General features: G+C 71.8%; 17 protein-coding genes. 7 read left to right on the top strand and 10 right to left on the bottom strand.

Features of this window, described 5'->3' with window-relative positions:
* Window positions 1–50: 50 nt before the first annotated feature.
* The 3 genes from DRB89_RS15165 to DRB89_RS15155 form a co-directional block, all read right to left on the bottom strand.
* Window positions 51–800: a hypothetical protein gene (locus tag DRB89_RS15165; RefSeq protein WP_112449004.1), complete on the bottom strand. Its 750-nt coding sequence runs from the start codon at window positions 798–800 to the stop codon at window positions 51–53.
* Between the two features lie 96 nt (window positions 801–896).
* Window positions 897–1,694, bottom strand: a complete 798-nt coding sequence (locus tag DRB89_RS15160) for a hypothetical protein (RefSeq protein ID WP_112449003.1) — start codon at window positions 1,692–1,694, stop codon at window positions 897–899.
* Between the two features lie 59 nt (window positions 1,695–1,753).
* Window positions 1,754–2,443, bottom strand: coding sequence for an N-acetylmuramoyl-L-alanine amidase (locus tag DRB89_RS15155; RefSeq protein ID WP_239516155.1), 690 nt, complete (start codon window positions 2,441–2,443; stop codon window positions 1,754–1,756).
* 352 nt (window positions 2,444–2,795) lie between these two features.
* On the opposite strand from DRB89_RS15155, the gene DRB89_RS15150 reads away from it, so the two are divergent.
* The gene (locus tag DRB89_RS15150; RefSeq protein ID WP_239516154.1) at window positions 2,796–4,445 is read left to right on the top strand and encodes a D-alanyl-D-alanine carboxypeptidase; all 1,650 of its coding nucleotides are present in this window, start codon (window positions 2,796–2,798) and stop codon (window positions 4,443–4,445) included.
* Window positions 4,446–4,542: 97 nt separating this feature from the next.
* Here DRB89_RS15150 and DRB89_RS15145 read toward each other — a convergent pair whose 3' ends face one another.
* Window positions 4,543–4,977: an MmpS family transport accessory protein gene (locus DRB89_RS15145; protein WP_112449002.1), complete on the bottom strand. Its 435-nt coding sequence runs from the start codon at window positions 4,975–4,977 to the stop codon at window positions 4,543–4,545.
* Between the two features lie 147 nt (window positions 4,978–5,124).
* On the opposite strand from DRB89_RS15145, the gene DRB89_RS15140 reads away from it, so the two are divergent.
* The 6 genes from DRB89_RS15140 (at window position 5,125) to DRB89_RS15105 (ending at window position 11,566) form a co-directional block, all read left to right on the top strand.
* A complete protein-coding gene (locus DRB89_RS15140; RefSeq protein WP_112449001.1) occupies window positions 5,125–5,874 on the top strand; it encodes a ribonuclease H in 750 nt (249 codons plus the stop codon).
* A 604-nt stretch (window positions 5,875–6,478) separates the two neighbouring features.
* Window positions 6,479–7,483, top strand: a complete 1,005-nt coding sequence (tilS, locus tag DRB89_RS15125) for a tRNA lysidine(34) synthetase TilS (protein WP_239516795.1) — start codon at window positions 6,479–6,481, stop codon at window positions 7,481–7,483.
* Window positions 7,484–7,548: 65 nt separating this feature from the next.
* Window positions 7,549–8,109 (top strand): hypoxanthine phosphoribosyltransferase, encoded by a 561-nt coding sequence (gene hpt, locus DRB89_RS15120; protein ID WP_112449907.1) that lies wholly within the window; start codon window positions 7,549–7,551, stop codon window positions 8,107–8,109.
* A 195-nt stretch (window positions 8,110–8,304) separates the two neighbouring features.
* Window positions 8,305–10,338 carry an ATP-dependent zinc metalloprotease FtsH gene (gene ftsH, locus DRB89_RS15115; protein WP_112449908.1) on the top strand — a complete coding sequence of 678 codons (2,034 nt, stop codon included), beginning with the start codon at window positions 8,305–8,307 and terminating at the stop codon, window positions 10,336–10,338.
* A gap of 105 nt (window positions 10,339–10,443) precedes the next feature.
* Window positions 10,444–11,052, top strand: a complete 609-nt coding sequence (gene folE, locus DRB89_RS15110; RefSeq protein WP_112449909.1) for a GTP cyclohydrolase I FolE — start codon at window positions 10,444–10,446, stop codon at window positions 11,050–11,052.
* Window positions 11,053–11,056: 4 nt separating this feature from the next.
* On the top strand, window positions 11,057–11,566 hold the full coding sequence (locus DRB89_RS15105) for a hypothetical protein (protein ID WP_112449910.1): 510 nt from the start codon (window positions 11,057–11,059) through the stop codon (window positions 11,564–11,566).
* Here DRB89_RS15105 and DRB89_RS15100 read toward each other — a convergent pair.
* The 6 genes from DRB89_RS15100 to DRB89_RS15075 all read right to left on the bottom strand — a co-directional run bounded on the left by DRB89_RS15100 (window position 11,517) and on the right by DRB89_RS15075 (window position 16,496).
* The gene (locus DRB89_RS15100; protein WP_112449911.1) at window positions 11,517–12,002 is read right to left on the bottom strand and encodes a DUF3180 domain-containing protein; all 486 of its coding nucleotides are present in this window, start codon (window positions 12,000–12,002) and stop codon (window positions 11,517–11,519) included. The genes DRB89_RS15105 and DRB89_RS15100 overlap by 50 nt on opposite strands.
* A gap of 103 nt (window positions 12,003–12,105) precedes the next feature.
* Window positions 12,106–12,702: a 2-amino-4-hydroxy-6-hydroxymethyldihydropteridine diphosphokinase gene (folK, locus tag DRB89_RS15095; protein WP_112453613.1), complete on the bottom strand. Its 597-nt coding sequence runs from the start codon at window positions 12,700–12,702 to the stop codon at window positions 12,106–12,108.
* Between the two features lie 8 nt (window positions 12,703–12,710).
* Window positions 12,711–13,070 carry a dihydroneopterin aldolase gene (folB, locus tag DRB89_RS15090; protein ID WP_030010912.1) on the bottom strand — a complete coding sequence of 120 codons (360 nt, stop codon included), beginning with the start codon at window positions 13,068–13,070 and terminating at the stop codon, window positions 12,711–12,713.
* A gap of 141 nt (window positions 13,071–13,211) precedes the next feature.
* Entirely contained in the window at window positions 13,212–13,655 is a 444-nt protein-coding gene (locus DRB89_RS15085) for a nuclear transport factor 2 family protein (RefSeq protein ID WP_112449912.1), read from the bottom strand.
* Entirely contained in the window at window positions 13,652–14,557 is a 906-nt protein-coding gene (gene folP / locus DRB89_RS15080; protein WP_112449913.1) for a dihydropteroate synthase, read from the bottom strand. The genes DRB89_RS15085 and folP overlap by 4 nt, the downstream gene beginning before the upstream one ends.
* An 82-nt stretch (window positions 14,558–14,639) precedes the next feature.
* Window positions 14,640–16,496: a phosphatidylglycerol lysyltransferase domain-containing protein gene (locus tag DRB89_RS15075; protein WP_112449914.1), complete on the bottom strand. Its 1,857-nt coding sequence runs from the start codon at window positions 16,494–16,496 to the stop codon at window positions 14,640–14,642.
* Window positions 16,497–16,593 lie beyond the last annotated feature (97 nt).

Raw genomic sequence — 16,593 nt, 5'->3', positions numbered from 1 at the left:
GTGTTCGGCTTGCCGGGTCCCGGGTCCCGGTTCTCGGACCTGACGGCTGGTCAGCGTGCGGGCCCGCCGCGGCGATCGCGGTCGGCGAGGCGGTCGCGCCAGGCGACCAGGAGGCGGAGCGGGGCTTCGGTGAGGTTCTCGTCGACGCCGTAGACCTTCCCCCGCTCGGCCTCGACCTCCTTTTCCACGAGGGCGAGGGCCTCGGCGATGTCGCCGTTCTCCTCCAGTGCCCTGGCCAGCGTGCTCCGCGTGTACCGGACCTCCCCTTTCCAGGCCGGACCGAGGGCCTCCTCCTCGGCGAGCAGGGCCCTCAGCCGCTCGATCCGGCCGGCCGTCTCCCCGCTCTCGCCCAGGAGTTCGGCGAGGCTCCGCCGCTGCCCGTGCGTCTCCCGGTCGTCGGCGCCCAGGAAGCGGGTCGTGTCCTCCAACAGGAGCCGCGCGTCGGCGATCGCTCCGGGCAGGTCACCGGTCTCACGGCGGTACCGGACGAGGCTCCGGCGCGCCCGCAGGGTGCCGGGGTGCCCCGGTCCGAACTCCGCGGTGCGGTCGTCCACCTCCGCCTCGGTGAGGACCAGGGCGTCGGCGGGGGAGCCCTCCCGGAAGAGCCAGAGCGCCAAGTGCTCCCGGGCCCGAAGGGTGTCCGGATGCCGGGAGCCCAGCTTCCGGGCCAGGTAGTCGATCTGCCGCTGGGCCCGCGACCCGGACAGGGAGTCCGGCCGCTGCCAGTGCCGGAACCGCCGGTTGACCAGCCAGGAACGGGGGGTGTGGCGACGGTGTGTCCTGTGCTCCTCCGTGCCCATGCCCGGTCCCCCGCTCGTCCGACGCCGTCAGTGGCCGTCCGTGGCCGTCCGTCGCAAGGATCCCGCAGCCCGGCGGGCGGGGGAAGACGGCGGCCGTCAGCCTGCGGTCTCGTAGCGGGCCGCCCGGTCCGAGACCTCCTTGAGTAGCGGGGCCAGCGAGTCGACCAGCTTCTGGTAGTCGCCGACCCGGCCGTCGGACCACTGGCCGAGCCCGACCGCCATGACCCGGCCCTGGCTCGTGAAGGACTGCACCATCCCGCTGTCGGGCGGGAGAACCCGCAGGCCGGAACCGCGCGGCGGGGCCTGCGCGCCCACCTGGTAGTCGTCGAAGGCCATCCCCAGCCGGGTCACCAGGCGTACGGCGTCCTCCGGGTCCCGCAGCGTGAACAGGGCCAGGTTGTACTGGTTGTCGCGCGCGTCCTTGTACAGGGCGACCTGCTCGCCGACGCAGCCCCGGCTGTCGTCGAGGGCGGCCGCGAGGGCCGGTCCGACCGAGTCGGGCTCGGTGCAGGACTTCAGCACGACCGCGCCGACCTTGGTGAAGGTGCCGCCCGCACCGTCCGAAACCTGCGCCGGGAACGCCTCGGACAGGGGGATCATCGGCCGATCGCCGGTCGGGGAGGAGGGCGCGGCCGATTTCGCGCCCGCTCGCCCTTCCGCCTCTGTCGAAGTCGGCGCGGTCACACCGGCGTCGAACGGCGAGCCGATGAACTTCAGGGCGACGAAGGCCAGTCCCGCCAGCAGCAGGACGGCCAGGGCGCCGCGGGGCCACCTCCGCTTGGGCGGGAGCGGTCCGGGGGCGGGCGCACTCGCGGCGTGCGCCTGGACGAAGGCATGCCATTCGTCCTCGTCCGGACCGTTCTGACCTGCGGGTATCTCATTTCCTTCGGACACGTTCGAACCCTAGTGATCAGCGCCGCCGGGTTGAAGACGTGAGGATCACGGACTGGTCACTATCCGGCGGCGGGAACGTGTTCCCGCATCCTGCGGATGATCTCGGTGCGCTGGCCGGCCCGGAGGGAGCCGGGGCAGGCGTGCCCGCCCCACGGGGCGCCGCCCATCGAGTGGGTGCCCAGGCCCGGCTGGTCCGGGCGCTCGCTGACCGCGGGCGGCCAGCCGTGCGCGCCGGCGCCCCAGGCGTAGATGCGGGCGACCGCGTCGACCTGGGCCTCGGTGAGCGCGCGGGTGGCGAAGCCGGAGGTCTCGACGGAGGTCCACGCGCCGTTGCCGTCGACCTGCGCCCAGGCGCGGTCGAGGACGGACACGTACTGTTCCGTCTCCCCGTCGCGCGAGACCCAGAAGTGGGCGGAGGCCTTGATCCCGGGGGCGGCGAACCGCTCGTACAAGGAGCCTTCACCCTCCTGCACGTGGAGGACGAGCCCGCGCTGCGCATCGCGCTCGCCGACGAGGTAGTTGCGCTCCAACGGCTTCCTGGCCACCCCCGGCATCCATCCGGAGGCGGGGGAGGCGGGGCGGGAGGCCTCGGACGGTCCCTTGCCGTCGCGGTCGTCGGCCGGCGGGCCGGGATCGCCGGGCCGGGCGGCCAGGAGGGCGCCGGCCGTCGCGGTGAGGAACAGTGCTCCGCCACCGGCCAGCAGGCGGCGCCGGCCGGGGGCCGGGAGGTCGGGCTTCCGGTGGTTCATGAGCGGTATCGAGCTTCCTGACGGTGCCTCGCAAAGGTGCCTCGTACGAGAGGAAGCGAGTCTTCATGGCCTTCATGATGAAGATTTGATCGCCAGATGATCGTTTGATGACAGTGCATGCGCTTCGTGCTGTGACGAATTGGTCATCTGGCGCACACCGCTCGCGCACATGGGACGCCGAGACTGGCGCTTGATCCAGAACGGCACGAGCAAGGCGGTGTACGGCATGACTGCGGTACCGGTGGAGGGCGGGACGCCCGACGCGGCGGAACGGGAACCGGATGCGGAAGGAGCGGTACCCGAGACCGTCGAGCCGACCGGACCGGCGGCAGGGGCGCCGGAGGCGCCTGGTGTGGCCGATGCGCCTGAGGCGGGCGAAGCGGCCGAGGCTGCCGAGGTGCCTGAAGTGGCCGAGGCGGGCGAGCCGGATGCGGCCGACGCGGTGACCCCGGCCCCCGTGTCCGCCTCGGAGCCGGAGCCGGAGCCGGAGCCCGAGTTGGAGCCGGAGCCGAAGGCGAAGCCCGTGCCCGCGCCCGCGTCGGACAGTGAGACCACCAGCAGGTTCATCGCGCTCAAGGCCTTGGACGAGGTCCCGCCGGTGCCGGCGCCCGTACCCCTGGTGCCCGTACCGCGGACGCCCGTACCGCCGGTGCCCGCGCCCGCGGCCGCGCCCGGGGGCACGGCCGAACAGCCGCTGCCCCCGCTCGACCTGCTCGCGCAGCTCACCAACACCCCGCCGCCGCCCGAGACGCCGAGCCGGACGGCGGCCCGCCGCGTCCGGATCTGGGTGCCGCTCTTCCTCCTCCTCGGCGTCGTACTCGCCGCCGTCCAGGTGCTGCGGCCGGTGCCCCCGACCGTGCTGGCCCAGGGGGACGCCCCGTCCGTCTTCACCCTCGACGGCCGCTTCGACGTGCCCTGGCCCGAGAAGGGCCAGGCCGCGGTGCGCGTCGGCGGCGCCGGCGACGTGGGGACCTTCGGAGAGCAGAAGCCCGTGCCGACGGCCAGCGTGGCCAAGGTGATGACGGCGTACGTGATCCTCAAGGGCCACCCGCTGAAGAAGGACGAGGCCGGTCCGCAGATCGCGATCGACGCGAAGGCGGTGGCGGACGGCACCGCGGAGAGCGAATCGCGCGTCGAGGGGCTGACGGTGGGAACCCGCTTCAGCCAGCAGGACATGCTCAAGATGCTGATGATCCCCTCGGGCAACAACATCGCGCGCCAGCTGGCCCGTTGGCACACCGGCAGCGATTCCGAGGCCGCGTTCGTGGAGAAGATGAACGCCGAGGCGCAGGCGCTCGGCATGACCTCCACCACCTACACGGACCCGAGCGGGCTGGACGCCAAGACCGTGAGCACCGCCGTCGACCAACTGAAGCTCGCCGAAGCCGTCATGGCGCTCGACGCCTTCCGGGCGATCGTCCAGCTGCCCAGCGCCACCATCCCCGGCCTCGCGAAGCCGCTCACCAACAACAACGGCAGCCTGCTCCTGTCCCCGCTGAGCATCAAGGGCATCAAGACCGGGTCCAGCACGCCGGCCGGCGGCACGCTGGTGTGGGCGGCGTACAAGACGGTGGGCGACAAGACCCCCCTGATCCTCGGCACGATGCTCGACCAGCACGTCACCGGCCCCGACCCCGACGGCTCCAACAGCCTGATCCTGGTCAAGGAGAACAGCAGGAAGGTCATCGAGGCCGTCCGCCAAGCCCTGACCTCGGCCCCCGTGGTCAAGAAGGGACAGGTCCTCGGCTACGTCGACGACGGGCTCGGGACCCGCACGCCGGTGGTGGCCACCCAGGACGCCGCTGCCGTCGCCGTGCCGGGGCAGCAGCTGGAACTGAGCGTGGCGGTCGGTGAGAAGGGCGTCCCGCACGAGGGGCGGGCCGGCACCGAGATCGGCGTGCTGACCATCGGCACCGGACCCGGCGCGCCGAAGGTCCCGGTGGCGCTGGGGACGGACCTGTCCGCACCGTCCTTCGGCGCGAAGCTCACGCGCCTCGGGTAAGAAGCAGCGGACCCCGGCCGGGACCCTGACCAGGGACCGGACCGGGGTCTGAGCCCGGACCGGGGTCTGAGCCGCGGGCCCGGCCGGGCGATCGGACCTACCGGCCGGCGACCGGCGAGACGGCGACGCAGCCGCCCGCCATGGCGGCTTCGCCGGCGGCCTCCTTGATGACCTTGCCCTGGTGGACGACCTTGCAGACCAGGTCGGCGGCGCCGTCGACCGAGAGGGGCGAGACGGCGGCGGGCATGATGCCGCGCAGGGTGACCGTCTTCTTCCACGGGAGGGCCGGCTTGTCCTCCGTGACGAGGTTCGGGGCCGTGGCCGTACCGCCTCCGTCGTGGAAGGAGATCGAGTCGACGCTCTTGCCGGTCACCTCGTAGGTGACCTCGTACGTCTCGCCCACGGCCTTGTCGACCTGGTTCACGGCCCGGTCCACGGCCTTGTCCTTCGCGCCTTCGGAACAGCCGGCGACGCCGAGGGTCAGGCCGGCGGCGGCCAGGACGCAGAAGGTGGAGTGGAGGAATCGGTTCATATGCGGAGGCTAAGATTAAAGAATCCGTAAAGTCAATTGCGATCATGCGAGAAGGCCGAAGGACCCGCAGGTGACGGGCCTTGCGGCCCGCGGTGCAGAAGGTGCCGGGAGTGCGGCGGGGCCGCCGCGGTGAGGCATGATCGGGGGATGTCTGATCGCATCATCGCCGCCTGTGACGGGGCGGCCAAGGGAAATCCCGGGCCGGCCGCATGGGCATGGGTCATCGCCGACGTCCACGGGCACCCCGAGCGCTGGGAGGCCGGACCGCTCGGACGGGCCACCAACAACGTGGGTGAACTGACCGCGCTGCAGAGGCTGCTGGAGGCGGTGGCCCCCGGCACGGCCGTGCAGGTGCGGATGGACTCCCAGTACGCCATGAAGGCCGTGACGCAGTGGCTCCCCGCCTGGAAGCGCAACGGCTGGAAGACGGCGGCCGGGAAGCCGGTGGCGAACCGGGAGCTCGTGGAGAGCATCGACGAGCTGCTGGCGGACCGCGACGTGGAGTTCCGGTACGTGCCCGCGCACCGCGAGGACGGCGACCACCTGAACGCGATCGCCGACCAGGAGGCCAGTGACGCGGCCGTCAGCCAGGAACCGGCCGGCACCGCACTGGGGCAGGCGTCCATGCCCGTCCCCGTGCCGGCCCGGGCCACTCCGGCCCGCAGCGCGCCCGCCCGTCGCGCGGCGGGCGGCGCTGTGGGCGCCGCCGCGAGCGGCACCGCGTCCGCCCGCAAGGCGGGGTCCGGGCGGGGGAGCGTGACCATCAAGGCGAAGTTCCCCGGGACGTGCCCGTGCGGCAAGCCGTACCCGGCCGGGGAGAAGATCACCAAGCTCGGTTCCCGCTGGGGCCATCCGGGCTGCGAGACCCCCGACACCGCCGACGCCGCGGCCGGGTGACCGGGCTGGCCGCGCGCCACCGCACCCTATGTAATCCTTTCGTTCGAAAGAAAACGTAAGTTTCGGCTTTCGCGCGCTACGCTGACCTCGACCAGGGACGCAGTCGAGGGGAGCTCCACCGTGCACGCTGAGGAACGACAGCAGGCGATCCTGCGACGGGTCCGCGAAGCGGGATCGATGCGCGTCACGGAGTTCGCGGGGGAGCTGGGCGTCTCCGTGGTGACGGTCCGCAAGGACGTCGAAGTCCTCGCGGAGCGCGGGCTGCTGGCCCGGGTGCACGGCGGCGCGATGCTGCCGGAGGACTGGGCCGAGACCGCGCCCGCCACGGCGCCCGCAGCCCCCGCGCCCGCCGCCGAGGCCGGCCGCGTGCGCGCGGCGGCGACCGGCGGGCGGCCGCTGACGCTCGGGCTGATCGTGCCGTCCTCGGCCTACTACTACCCCGAGGTGATCAAGGGGGCCCGGGAGGCGGCCGACGCCCTCGGCGTGCGGCTCACCCTCGCGGTGTCCACGTACGACGTGGACACCGAGAAGGCGCAGGCCGCGCGGATGGTCGCGGACGGTGCCGACGGCCTGCTGCTCGCCCCGTCCGCCCCGTCCGCCCCCTCTGTTCAGCAGCAGGTGCGCCCCCGGCGGGGCCGCCCCCCGCCACGTCCTCCCCGACGGCGCCCCGCTCGTCCTCGTCGCCTGCTCCGGCGGCGCCGACTCCATGGCGCTCGCCTCCGCCCTCGCCTTCGAGGCCCCCAAACTCGGAATCCGGGCCGGCGGCATCACCGTCGACCACGGGCTCCAGGCCGGATCGGACCTGCGCGCCGCCGAGGTCGTCTCCCGCATGACCGCGCTGGACCTCGCCCCCGTGGAGTCCGTCGCCGTGCGCGTCGGCCGGGACGGCGGACCCGAGGCCGCCGCCCGCGACGCCCGCTACGCGGCCCTGGACGAGGCCGCCGACCGGCTGGGCGCCGTGGCCGTGCTGCTCGGCCACACCCGCGACGACCAAGCCGAAACCGTCCTGCTGGGCCTCGCCCGCGGCTCCGGCATCCGCTCGCTGTCCGGCATGGCCGAGGTGTCGGGCGGGCCGGGAGACCCCGGAACCCGCGGTCGCGGCCGCAGCCACCGCTACCGGCGGCCCTTCCTGCAGGTCGACCGGCAGACCGCCCGCAAGGCCTGCATGGTCCAGTCCCTCGCCGTCTGGGACGACCCGCACAACATCGACCCCGCCTACACCCGCTCCCGGCTGCGCCACGAGGGACTGCCCGCCCTGGAGAAGGCGCTCGGCAAGGGGGTCGTGGAGGCGCTCGCCCGCACCGCCCAGCTGTCCCGCGACGACGCCGACGCCCTGGACGCCTGGGCCGCCGAGGCGGAGAGCGGCGTACGGGACGAGGACGGCCGCCTGGAGTGCGCCAAGCTGTACGCGCTGCCCCCCGCGGTCCGCCGCCGCGTGCTGCGCCGGGCCGTGGTCGCGGCAGGCTCGCCCGCCGGCTCCCTCTTCGCCCGCCACATCGAGGAAGTCGACCGGCTCATCACCGGATGGCGCGGTCAGGGCGCCATCAACCTGCCCGGCCGGGTCGAGGCCCAGCGGCAGGGTGGCAGACTGGTCATCCGGCAGGGCTGATTGGTGCTGAAACACGGCTGAGACCTCCGGGGTCACCCCCGGAGCCCCAGCCGACAACGAAAGTGATGCGGGTGGACGAGAAGGACATGGGCAGCGACCTCCAGTCGGTGCTCATCACCAAGGAAGAGATCGACGCGAAGCTGGCCGAGCTGGCCGCGAAGATCGACGCGGAGTACGCGGGCAAGGACCTGCTCATCGTCGGCGTCCTCAAGGGCGCGGTGATGGTGATGGCGGACCTGGCGCGCGCCTTGTCCACCCCGCTCACCATGGACTGGATGGCGGTGTCCTCGTACGGCGCCGGGACCCAGTCCTCGGGCGTGGTGCGGATCCTCAAGGACCTGGACACCGACATCAAGGACAAGCACGTCCTGATCGTCGAGGACATCATCGACTCGGGCCTGACGCTCTCCTGGCTGCTGTCGAACCTGGGCTCCCGCCAGCCGACGTCCCTCGAGGTCGTCACGCTGCTGCGCAAGCCCGACGCCGCGAAGGTCGCGATCGACGTGAAGTGGGTCGGCTTCGACATCCCGAACGAGTTCGTCGTGGGCTACGGCCTGGACTACGCGGAGAAGTACCGCAACCTGCCGTTCGTCGGCACGCTCGCGCCGCACGTCTACGGCGGCTGACCCCGAACCGGACCAAGTGTCCGGACAGGGGAACCCTGGAGCGATTCCCGCCGTTGGAGCATGGAAAGGCGGGTCTGTCAGCCGTCCCATGGGGCAGCGGGTGACAATACAGGGGTACATTCCGAAGAACAGTCTTTACTCACAGCAGCATTTACCTACGGGCAGGAGGGACGGGGTGCCTGGCGCCCCGTATGGATGGACGTGAAGCGATACTTCCGTGGGCCGGTCATGTGGATCGTGCTGGCCGTCCTCGCCGTGGTCGTGTTGATGAATGTCGTCGGATCCGGCGGCGGCTACAAGTCGGTGGACACGAGCGAGGTCATCAAGGCGATCAACAGCGGCCAGGTGCAGCAGGCGCGCCTGACCACCGGTGACAGCCAGATGGTCAAGATCGACCTCAAGAAGGACCAGAAGCTCGGAGACAACTCCGGGTCCAAGTTCCAGGCCAACTACATCGGGGACCAGGGCGTCCAGCTCGCCCAGAACCTCCAGACCAAGTACGAAGCCGGTCAGATCCCCGACGGGTACTCCGTCGCGCCGGACAAGACCAGCCCGTTCCTCAGCGTGCTGCTCTCGCTGCTGCCCTTCGTCCTCATCGTCGTCGTCTTCCTGTTCCTGATGAATCAGATGCAGGGCGGCGGCTCCCGGGTCATGCAGTTCGGGAAGTCCAAGGCCAAGCTCATCACCAAGGACACCCCGAAGACGACGTTCGCGGATGTCGCGGGCGCGGACGAGGCCGTCGAGGAGCTCCACGAGATCAAGGAGTTCCTCCAGGAGCCGGCGAAGTTCCAGGCCGTCGGCGCCAAGATCCCCAAGGGTGTGCTGCTCTACGGCCCGCCCGGCACCGGCAAGACCCTGCTCGCGCGTGCCGTCGCGGGCGAAGCCGGTGTCCCCTTCTACTCGATCTCCGGTTCCGACTTCGTCGAGATGTTCGTCGGTGTCGGTGCCTCGCGTGTCCGCGACCTGTTCGAACAGGCCAAGGCCAACGCTCCGGCGATCGTCTTCGTCGACGAGATCGACGCCGTCGGCCGGCACCGCGGTGCGGGCCTCGGCGGCGGCCACGACGAGCGCGAGCAGACCCTCAACCAGCTGCTGGTCGAGATGGACGGCTTCGACGTGAAGGGCGGCGTCATCCTGATCGCCGCCACGAACCGTCCGGACATCCTCGACCCGGCGCTCCTGCGCCCCGGCCGCTTCGACCGCCAGATCGCGGTCGACCGTCCGGACATGCAGGGCCGTCTGGAGATCCTCAAGGTTCACGGGAAGGGTAAGCCGGTCACTCCGGACGTCGACCTGGGTGCGGTTGCCCGGCGTACGCCCGGCTTCACCGGTGCCGATCTCGCCAACGTCCTGAACGAGGCCGCGCTGCTCACGGCCCGCTCGGACCTGAAGCTGATCGACAACCACGCGCTGGACGAGGCGATCGACCGCGTCGTGGCGGGTCCGCAGAAGCGGACCCGGATCATGTCGGACCGGGAAAAGAAGATCACCGCGTACCACGAGGGCGGACACGCCCTGGTCGCGGCGGCTTCCCCGAACTCCGACCCGGTCCACAAGATCACGATCCTGTCCCGCGGCCGGGCCCTGGGTTACACCATGGTCCTGCCCGAAGAGGACAAGTACTCGACCACGCGCAACGAGATGCTCGACCAGCTGGCGTACATGCTGGGCGGGCGCGCGGCCGAGGAACTGGTCTTCCACGACCCGACCACGGGTGCCGCGAACGACATCGAGAAGGCCACGGCAACGGCCCGCGCGATGGTCACGCAGTACGGCATGACCGAGCGCCTCGGCGCGATCAAGTTCGGCGGGGACAACACCGAGCCGTTCCTGGGCCGCGAGATGTCGCACCCGCGGGACTACTCGGAAGAGGTCGCGGCGCTGGTCGACGAAGAGGTCAAGAAGCTCATCGAGACCGCGCACAACGAGGCCTGGGAAATCCTGGTCGAGAACCGCGACGTGCTCGACAACCTCGTTCTCGCACTGCTGGAGAAGGAGACGCTCAACAAGGAGCAGATCGCCGAGGTCTTCTCGACGATCGTGAAGCGCCCGGCCCGCCCGGCGTGGACCGGCTCCTCGCACCGCACGCCGTCGACCCGTCCGCCGGTGCTCTCTCCCAAGGAGCTCCAGCTGACGAACGCGGCGAACGGCACGTCGGCGGCCTCGGCCTCGCCCGCCGTGACCGTGGAGAAGTCCCCGGAGCCCTCCCCGGAGGAGCGCTCCGAGTAGTCGGGGACGATCCCTGCCCGGAATGGATGCCGCGCCCCCCAGGTTCTAGCCTGGGGGGCGCGGCACTTTTGCATGGCCGCGAGCGAACACAGGAACGAGGAGCAGATGACCGACCCAGTGACCCTGACCGGTGGCGAGGGCACGATCGGCGAGTTCGACGAGAAGCGCGCCGAGGCGGCCGTCCGCGAGCTCCTGATCGCGGTCGGCGAGGACCCCGACCGCGAGGGCCTCCTGGCGACCCCGGGCCGCGTCGCGCGGGCGTACAAGGAGATATTCGCCGGCCTCTACCAGAAGCCGGAGGACGTCCTGACGACGACCTTCGACCTCGGTCACGACGAGATGGTCCTGGTGAAGGACATCGAGGTCATGAGCACCTGCGAGCACCACCTGGTGCCCTTCCACGGAGTGGCGCACGTCGGCTACATCCCGTCCGTCGACGGCAAGATCACCGGGCTGTCGAAGCTGGCCCGCCTCGTGGACGTCTTCGCCCGCCGCCCCCAGGTGCAGGAGCGGCTGACCACCCAGATCGCCGAATCGGTCATGGAGATCCTGGACCCGCGCGGGGTCATCGTGGTCATCGAGTGCGAGCACATGTGCATGACCATGCGCGGTGTCCGCAAGCCCGGCGCGAAGACCATCACCTCGGCCGTCCGCGGCCAGCTGCGCGACCCCGCCACGCGCAACGAGGCGATGAGCCTCATCATGGCGCGCTGACCCGGTGGGCACGGGGGAGGGGGCGGCCGGTGAGCCGGCCGCGCAGGACGCGGCGGACGACGGCTGGGGGCCGCTGAGCGAGGACGTCCGGCGGACCCTGGAGCTGTTGTTCGACGGGGACTCGGACCAGGAGCGGGGCTTTCGCGCGCAGATCCCGCACACGTCGATGGTCAAGAGCGACTGCTCGTGTCCGTGCGTGTTCCTGCGCGTGGACACGGACGCCGTCGCGCGCGTGCCGATGGAGCTGACGGTGGACGGGGTCGCGGGCGCCTCCCTCTTCAACGCGGAGGGCGGCTACGACGGCGAGGTGACCGTCCTCGCGGGCCGCGGCGTCATGTTCGACCTGCAGTTCTGCGACTGGGAGGACCAGGGGCCGGGGCCGCTGCGGCTCTGGGAGTGGCTGGGCCCCCGCCACCCGACGACCTCCGCGGAGGAGCCCGCGGCGGTCCCCGCGGCCGGTCCGGCTAGGCGCTGGCGGTGGCCTTGGCGGGGTCTTCGTCGTCCGGGAGCTTGAGTACGTGCTCCAGGAAGAGCGCGGCGGCGACGACCGCCGCGCCCGCCAGGACCGAGAAGCCGGCGTACCAGGCCTGGTCGCGGCGGGCGGGGACGTCGAGGAGGTCCGTCAGCAGGAAGACGCCCACGCCGCCGTAGGCGCCCGCCACCAGGGCGGCCACCAGGGCGCTGGCCTGGCCGAAGACGACCGCGCGGGCCGCCATCAGCGGCTCCACGCCCTTGGCGTCCGGCACCCGCTCGCGCTGCGCCTTCAGGCGGGCGCGCAGCGAGAGGGCCGTCGCGAGCAGGACCACCGCGATGGCGGCGAGCACGATCGGTGCGGCCAGCGGGATGCCCGGCAGCAAGCCGTAGGAGTTCCACAGCCGGGCGCCCGCCCAGGAGAGCACCCCGGCGATCGCGAAAATGCCCGCCAGGACCGCCGGCCTCAGTTGCTTCACGTGCCTGTTCCCCGCTTTCTGTGCGTACCCGGCGATCTTAGGTCTTCGGCTCCCCGGGCGGGGGCAGGCATCGTGTTCCGTCCCGGTCGGACCGGGCGGGCCGCTACTCGGGGAGGCGCAGTTCCAGGTCCTGGCGGTGCGTGAGCCCCGCGAGGCCGACCGCGGCCAGCAGCCCGGCGACGGGCCCGTGGCCCGGCAGCGTGGCCTCGGGGTCGATGTCGTTCCAGGGGGCCAGCACGAAGGCGCGCTGGTGGGCGCGCGGGTGCGGGAGGGTCAGGACCGGGTCGGCGGAGAGCACGTCGGCGTACGCGATGATGTCGACGTCGATCGTGCGGGGTCCCCAGCGCTCCTCGCGCACGCGGTCGAAGGCCTCTTCGATGGCGTGGCCGCGCTCCAGCAGGGAGCCGGGCGGCAGGGTGGTCTTCACCGAGATGACGGCGTTCAGGTACGAGGGCTGCGAGGCCGGGTCCACGCCCCACGGTTCCGTCTCGTAGACGGGGGAGACGGCCTTGACCCGCAGGCCCGGCGTGTCGCCGAGGGCGTCGATGGCGCCCTGCAGGGTCTCCAGCCGGTTCCCCAGGTTCGCGCCGAGAGCGATGACGGCCCACTTGGGATTGGACAGCGTGACGTCCGCCGCGTCCACGGCCTCGACGACGGACGCCGGGACGGGCTGGACGGTGGGATCGCTCTGGGCTTTCATTCCGTTGTTCACGCGCGGCTCCGGGTGATCGTGATGGTCACGTCGTCGAAGGGGACGGTGATGGGTGCGTCCGGTTTGTGGACGACGACCTCCACCTGGGCGACCGCCTCGTGCTTGAGGCACTGCTGGGCGATCCGCTCGGCGAGCGTCTCGATCAGGTCGACCGGCTCCCCTTGGACCACGTCGACGACTTCCTCCGCGACTACCCCGTAGTGCACGGTCTTAGCCAGGTCGTCGCCCGCCGCCGCGGGACGGGTGTCGAGGTGGAGCACCAGGTCGACGATGAAGGTCTGGCCTTCCTCGCGTTCCCGGGGGAAGACGCCGTGGTGCCCGCGAGCCTTGAGGCCGCGCAGCGCGACACGATCCACGCGAATCACTCCTGCTTTTCGTAGGTGCTTCCGGTCCGGGACTCCCCGGATCCATGGGCCTAGGCCGAGTGCGGTCGGCGTCGTCCATCTTCGAATTTACCTGCGAAATACCTCGGCCCCCGACAGCACCCCGACTGAGGGCTAGGAGGACTCCTCCTCGTCGTCCTCGTCGGAGTCCGTGAGCACGGGAGAACCGTGGTGCGACCAGAGCCGCCAGCCCTCCGGTGTGCGTCGGAACACATTCGTGGCGACGACGAGCTGGCCGACGAGCGGGCCCAGTTCCCCGCCGTCCTCGGCGGGCCCGCCGCTGAGGATGTTCTCCGTGCAGGTCACCAGGGCGGTGTCGGCTATCACGGCGACCTTGGTGTCCGTCAGGAAGAACTGGATGTACTCGGTGTGGGACATGATCAGCGCGTACGAGCGCAGTACCTCGCCGCGTCCCGAGAGCACCGGCCAGCCCGGGTGCACGCAGGAGATCTCGTCTTCGAGCCAGAGCGCCGACAGCGCGTCGAAGTCCCCCTGCTCCATGGCCTCGTAGAAGGCCGTGTTGACCTCTTCGACGGCTTCGATGTCGGTACGGCTCACCGTGCCCCCTCCTCTTCACCACGGGTGGTACGCAGTGCCCCTTCCACGGCGCGGGCCACCCGAACCGCGTCCGCGCTCGCCCGTACCTCGTGCACCCGAACGGCCCAGGTGCCCTGCTGGGCGGCGATCGCGGAGACGGCCGCGGTGGCGGCGTCCCGTTCGCGGGCGGGCGGCGGGGAGGCGTCCGCGGTGCCCGCCAGGACCCGGCCGAGGAAGCGCTTCCTCGAGGCGGCGACCAGCAGCGGGAAGCCCAGCGCGCGCAGCTCGGGCAGGTGGGCGACCAGGGCCAGGTCGTGCTCGGCGTTCTTCGCGAAGCCCAGACCGGGGTCGACGACGAGCCGCTCGGGGGCGATCCCGCCGGAGACGACCGCGTCGATGCGGGTCCGCAGCTCGGCGGTCACCTCGGCGAGGACGTCCTCGTAGACCGCGAGGCTGTTCATGCCGTCGCTGAAGCCGCGCCAGTGCATGACCACGAACGGCACCTCGGCGGCCGCCACGGCCGGGATCATGCCGGGGTCGGCGAGCCCGCCGCTGACGTCGTTGACCAGCACCGCGCCGGCCGCGACGGCCTGCGCGGCCACGGAGGCGCGCATGGTGTCCACGGAGACGACGACGCCTTCGGAGGCGAGGCCCCGCACGACGGGGACGACCCGGCGCAGCTCCTCCTCCTCGTCGACGCGGGAGGCGCCGGGGCGGGTGGACTCACCGCCGACGTCCACGAGGTCGGCGCCCTGGGCGACGAGGTCGAGGCCGCGCTTGACGGCCGCGGTGGTGTCGAACCAGCGGCCGCCGTCGGAGAAGGAGTCGGGGGTGACGTTGACGACGCCCATGACCCCGCAGCGGTCCCACTCCGGCAGGCCGGTGACCCGGCCCCGCTCGGTGGCCGCGCGCTTCGTGTTCATGACTCCAGGGTATGGGGTGGCCCGGACCCGGCAGGGCCCCCGGAGCCGGGCGGCTCCGGGGGCCCTGGACGGCGTACGGGGCTTACGCGGCCTGGACCTCGCGCTCCGCCGGGGCGGGCACCGCCGCGCGCACGGCGTGGTGGTGGGCGCAGGTGCGGACCGGCTTGGGACGGCGGCGGCTGGCGAACAGGCGGGGCAGGGCCAGCGTCACGAAGCCCTCGGCCTGCATCGCGGCGAAGCCGATGCGGGGCAGGTCCCGGGGGGTGCGGAAGACCACGAAGCGGGGCTCCCAGCGGGGGCGGAACTTCGCGTTGAACTTGTACAGCGACTCGATCTGGAACCAGCGCGAGAGGAACACCAGCAGGCTGCGCCACATCCGCAGCACCGGGCCGGCGCCGATCTTCTCGCCGCGGGCCAGCGCCGAGCGGAACATCGCGAAGTTCAGCGAGACCTTCTCGATGCCCAGCGCCGGGCAGGCCTCCAGGGAGGCCACGATCAGCAGCTCGTTCATGCCGGGGTCGGCGGCGCGGTCGCGGCGCATCAGCTCCAGCGACATGCCGTCCTTGCCCCACGGGACGAAGTGCAGGACGGCCTTCAGGTCGCCGAAGGGGGACGGGTCGTCCTCCTCGACGCGGTGCGCGGTGGCGATGTAGCAGTCGCCGTCGCCCGGGTCGCCGACCCGGCCCAGCGCCATGGAGAAGCCGCGCTCGGTGTCGGTGCCGCGCCAGGCCTCGGCGGCGCCCCGTACCTGCTCCAGTTCGGTCCCGGTCAGCTCGCTGACCCGGCGGACCTGCGTGGTGTAGCCGTTGCGCTCGATGCGCTTCACCATCTGGCGGACGTTGCGCATCGCCCGGCCGGACAGCGAGAAGTCTTTGACGTCGACGATCGCCTCGTCCCCGAGCTCCAGGGCGTCGAGCCCGGTCTCCCGGGTCCAGACCTCGCCGCCGGTCTCGCTGCAGCCCATGACGGCGGGGGTCCAGGAGTGGGCCTTGGCCTCCTCCATGAACCGCTCGATGGCGCCGGGCCAGGCCTCGACGTCGCCGACGGGGTCGCCGGAGGCGAGCATCACGCCGGAGACCACGCGGTAGGTGACGGCCGCCTTGCCGCTGGGGGAGAAGACGACGGCCTTGTCGCGGCGCAGCGCGAAGTGGCCCAGCGAGTCGCGGCCGCCGTGCTTGGCGAGCAGCTCGCGCAGCTTGACCTCGTCGTCGGCGGTGAGCCGGGCGGCCGGGTGCTCGGGGCGGAAGGCCAGGTAGATGGTGGTGACGGCGGTCAGCATGCCGAGGGCGCCGAGCGAGTAGCCGACGGTCCAGGACACCCGGCCTGCGTAGTCGACGGGGCCCTCGAAGCCGAAGAGCCCGTAGACGACGTGGCTGATCTGCTCGTACACGCCCGGATTGCCGACCACGCGGCCCGGGTGCGAGTTGACGATGACCAGTCCGAGCCCGATGGAGCCGGCGCTCATCAGGACGAAGTTGGCGAGCGCCTTCCAGCGGCTGCGCGGGTCCGGGAGCGCCTTGAATTCACTCTGGTGGCGCAGCAGGAGCCACAGGAGCACCGCCGAGATCACCACGCCGGCGACGGAGTGGCGGTAGGTGAACTGGGCGACCGCGCCGGCGGGCAGCAGCACCACGGCGGCCCGCCAGGCACGGCGCTTGTGGCGCTTGAGCCCGTGGGCGAGCAGCAGGAGCAGGACGCCCGCGCTGAGCGCCAGCGCGGCGGCGAAGGGACCGAAGGAGCCGGGCAGCACCTCGGTCACGGCGTGGATGCGGCTGTGCCTGAACCGCGGGAAGACTCCCGCGGCGATGTCCAGCAGGCCGACGACCATGACGGCCGTGCCCACCAGGCCGGGGACGGCCTCCGGTCGTGGGCCACGGAGGATTCGACCGACCCGCTTCGGAACCTGTCCCGACTTATCGCCATCTATCCTGCTAGACATCGCTTCCCGTTGCTCCGCGAGAGATCATGTGGCCGAAGGCCGCGACAGCCTCCGGTGTGTGGTGCGTCCCCTAGGACGACATCGAGGGCGAGCGGGT

Source organism: Streptomyces sp. ICC4, assembly GCF_003287915.1.
Classification (GTDB): domain Bacteria; phylum Actinomycetota; class Actinomycetes; order Streptomycetales; family Streptomycetaceae; genus Streptomyces; species Streptomyces tritrimontium.
This window is presented reverse-complemented; position numbering and strand designations above follow the sequence as displayed.

What these genes read in the sequence shown, in the direction of transcription:
- DRB89_RS15165 (WP_112449004.1), bottom strand. Translation starts at nt 800, where the DNA reads ATGGGCACGGAGGAGCACAGGACACACCGTCGCCACACCCCCCGTTCC.
- DRB89_RS15155 (WP_239516155.1), bottom strand. Translation starts at nt 2,443, where the DNA reads ATGAACCACCGGAAGCCCGACCTCCCGGCCCCCGGCCGGCGCCGCCTG.
- DRB89_RS15145 (WP_112449002.1), bottom strand. Translation starts at nt 4,977, where the DNA reads ATGAACCGATTCCTCCACTCCACCTTCTGCGTCCTGGCCGCCGCCGGC.
- DRB89_RS15140 (WP_112449001.1), top strand. Translation starts at nt 5,125, where the DNA reads ATGTCTGATCGCATCATCGCCGCCTGTGACGGGGCGGCCAAGGGAAAT.
- hpt (WP_112449907.1), top strand. Translation starts at nt 7,549, where the DNA reads ATGCGGGTGGACGAGAAGGACATGGGCAGCGACCTCCAGTCGGTGCTC.
- ftsH (WP_112449908.1), top strand. Translation starts at nt 8,305, where the DNA reads ATGGACGTGAAGCGATACTTCCGTGGGCCGGTCATGTGGATCGTGCTG.
- folE (WP_112449909.1), top strand. Translation starts at nt 10,444, where the DNA reads ATGACCGACCCAGTGACCCTGACCGGTGGCGAGGGCACGATCGGCGAG.
- folK (WP_112453613.1), bottom strand. Translation starts at nt 12,702, where the DNA reads ATGAAAGCCCAGAGCGATCCCACCGTCCAGCCCGTCCCGGCGTCCGTC.
- folP (WP_112449913.1), bottom strand. Translation starts at nt 14,557, where the DNA reads ATGAACACGAAGCGCGCGGCCACCGAGCGGGGCCGGGTCACCGGCCTG.
- DRB89_RS15075 (WP_112449914.1), bottom strand. Translation starts at nt 16,496, where the DNA reads ATGTCTAGCAGGATAGATGGCGATAAGTCGGGACAGGTTCCGAAGCGG.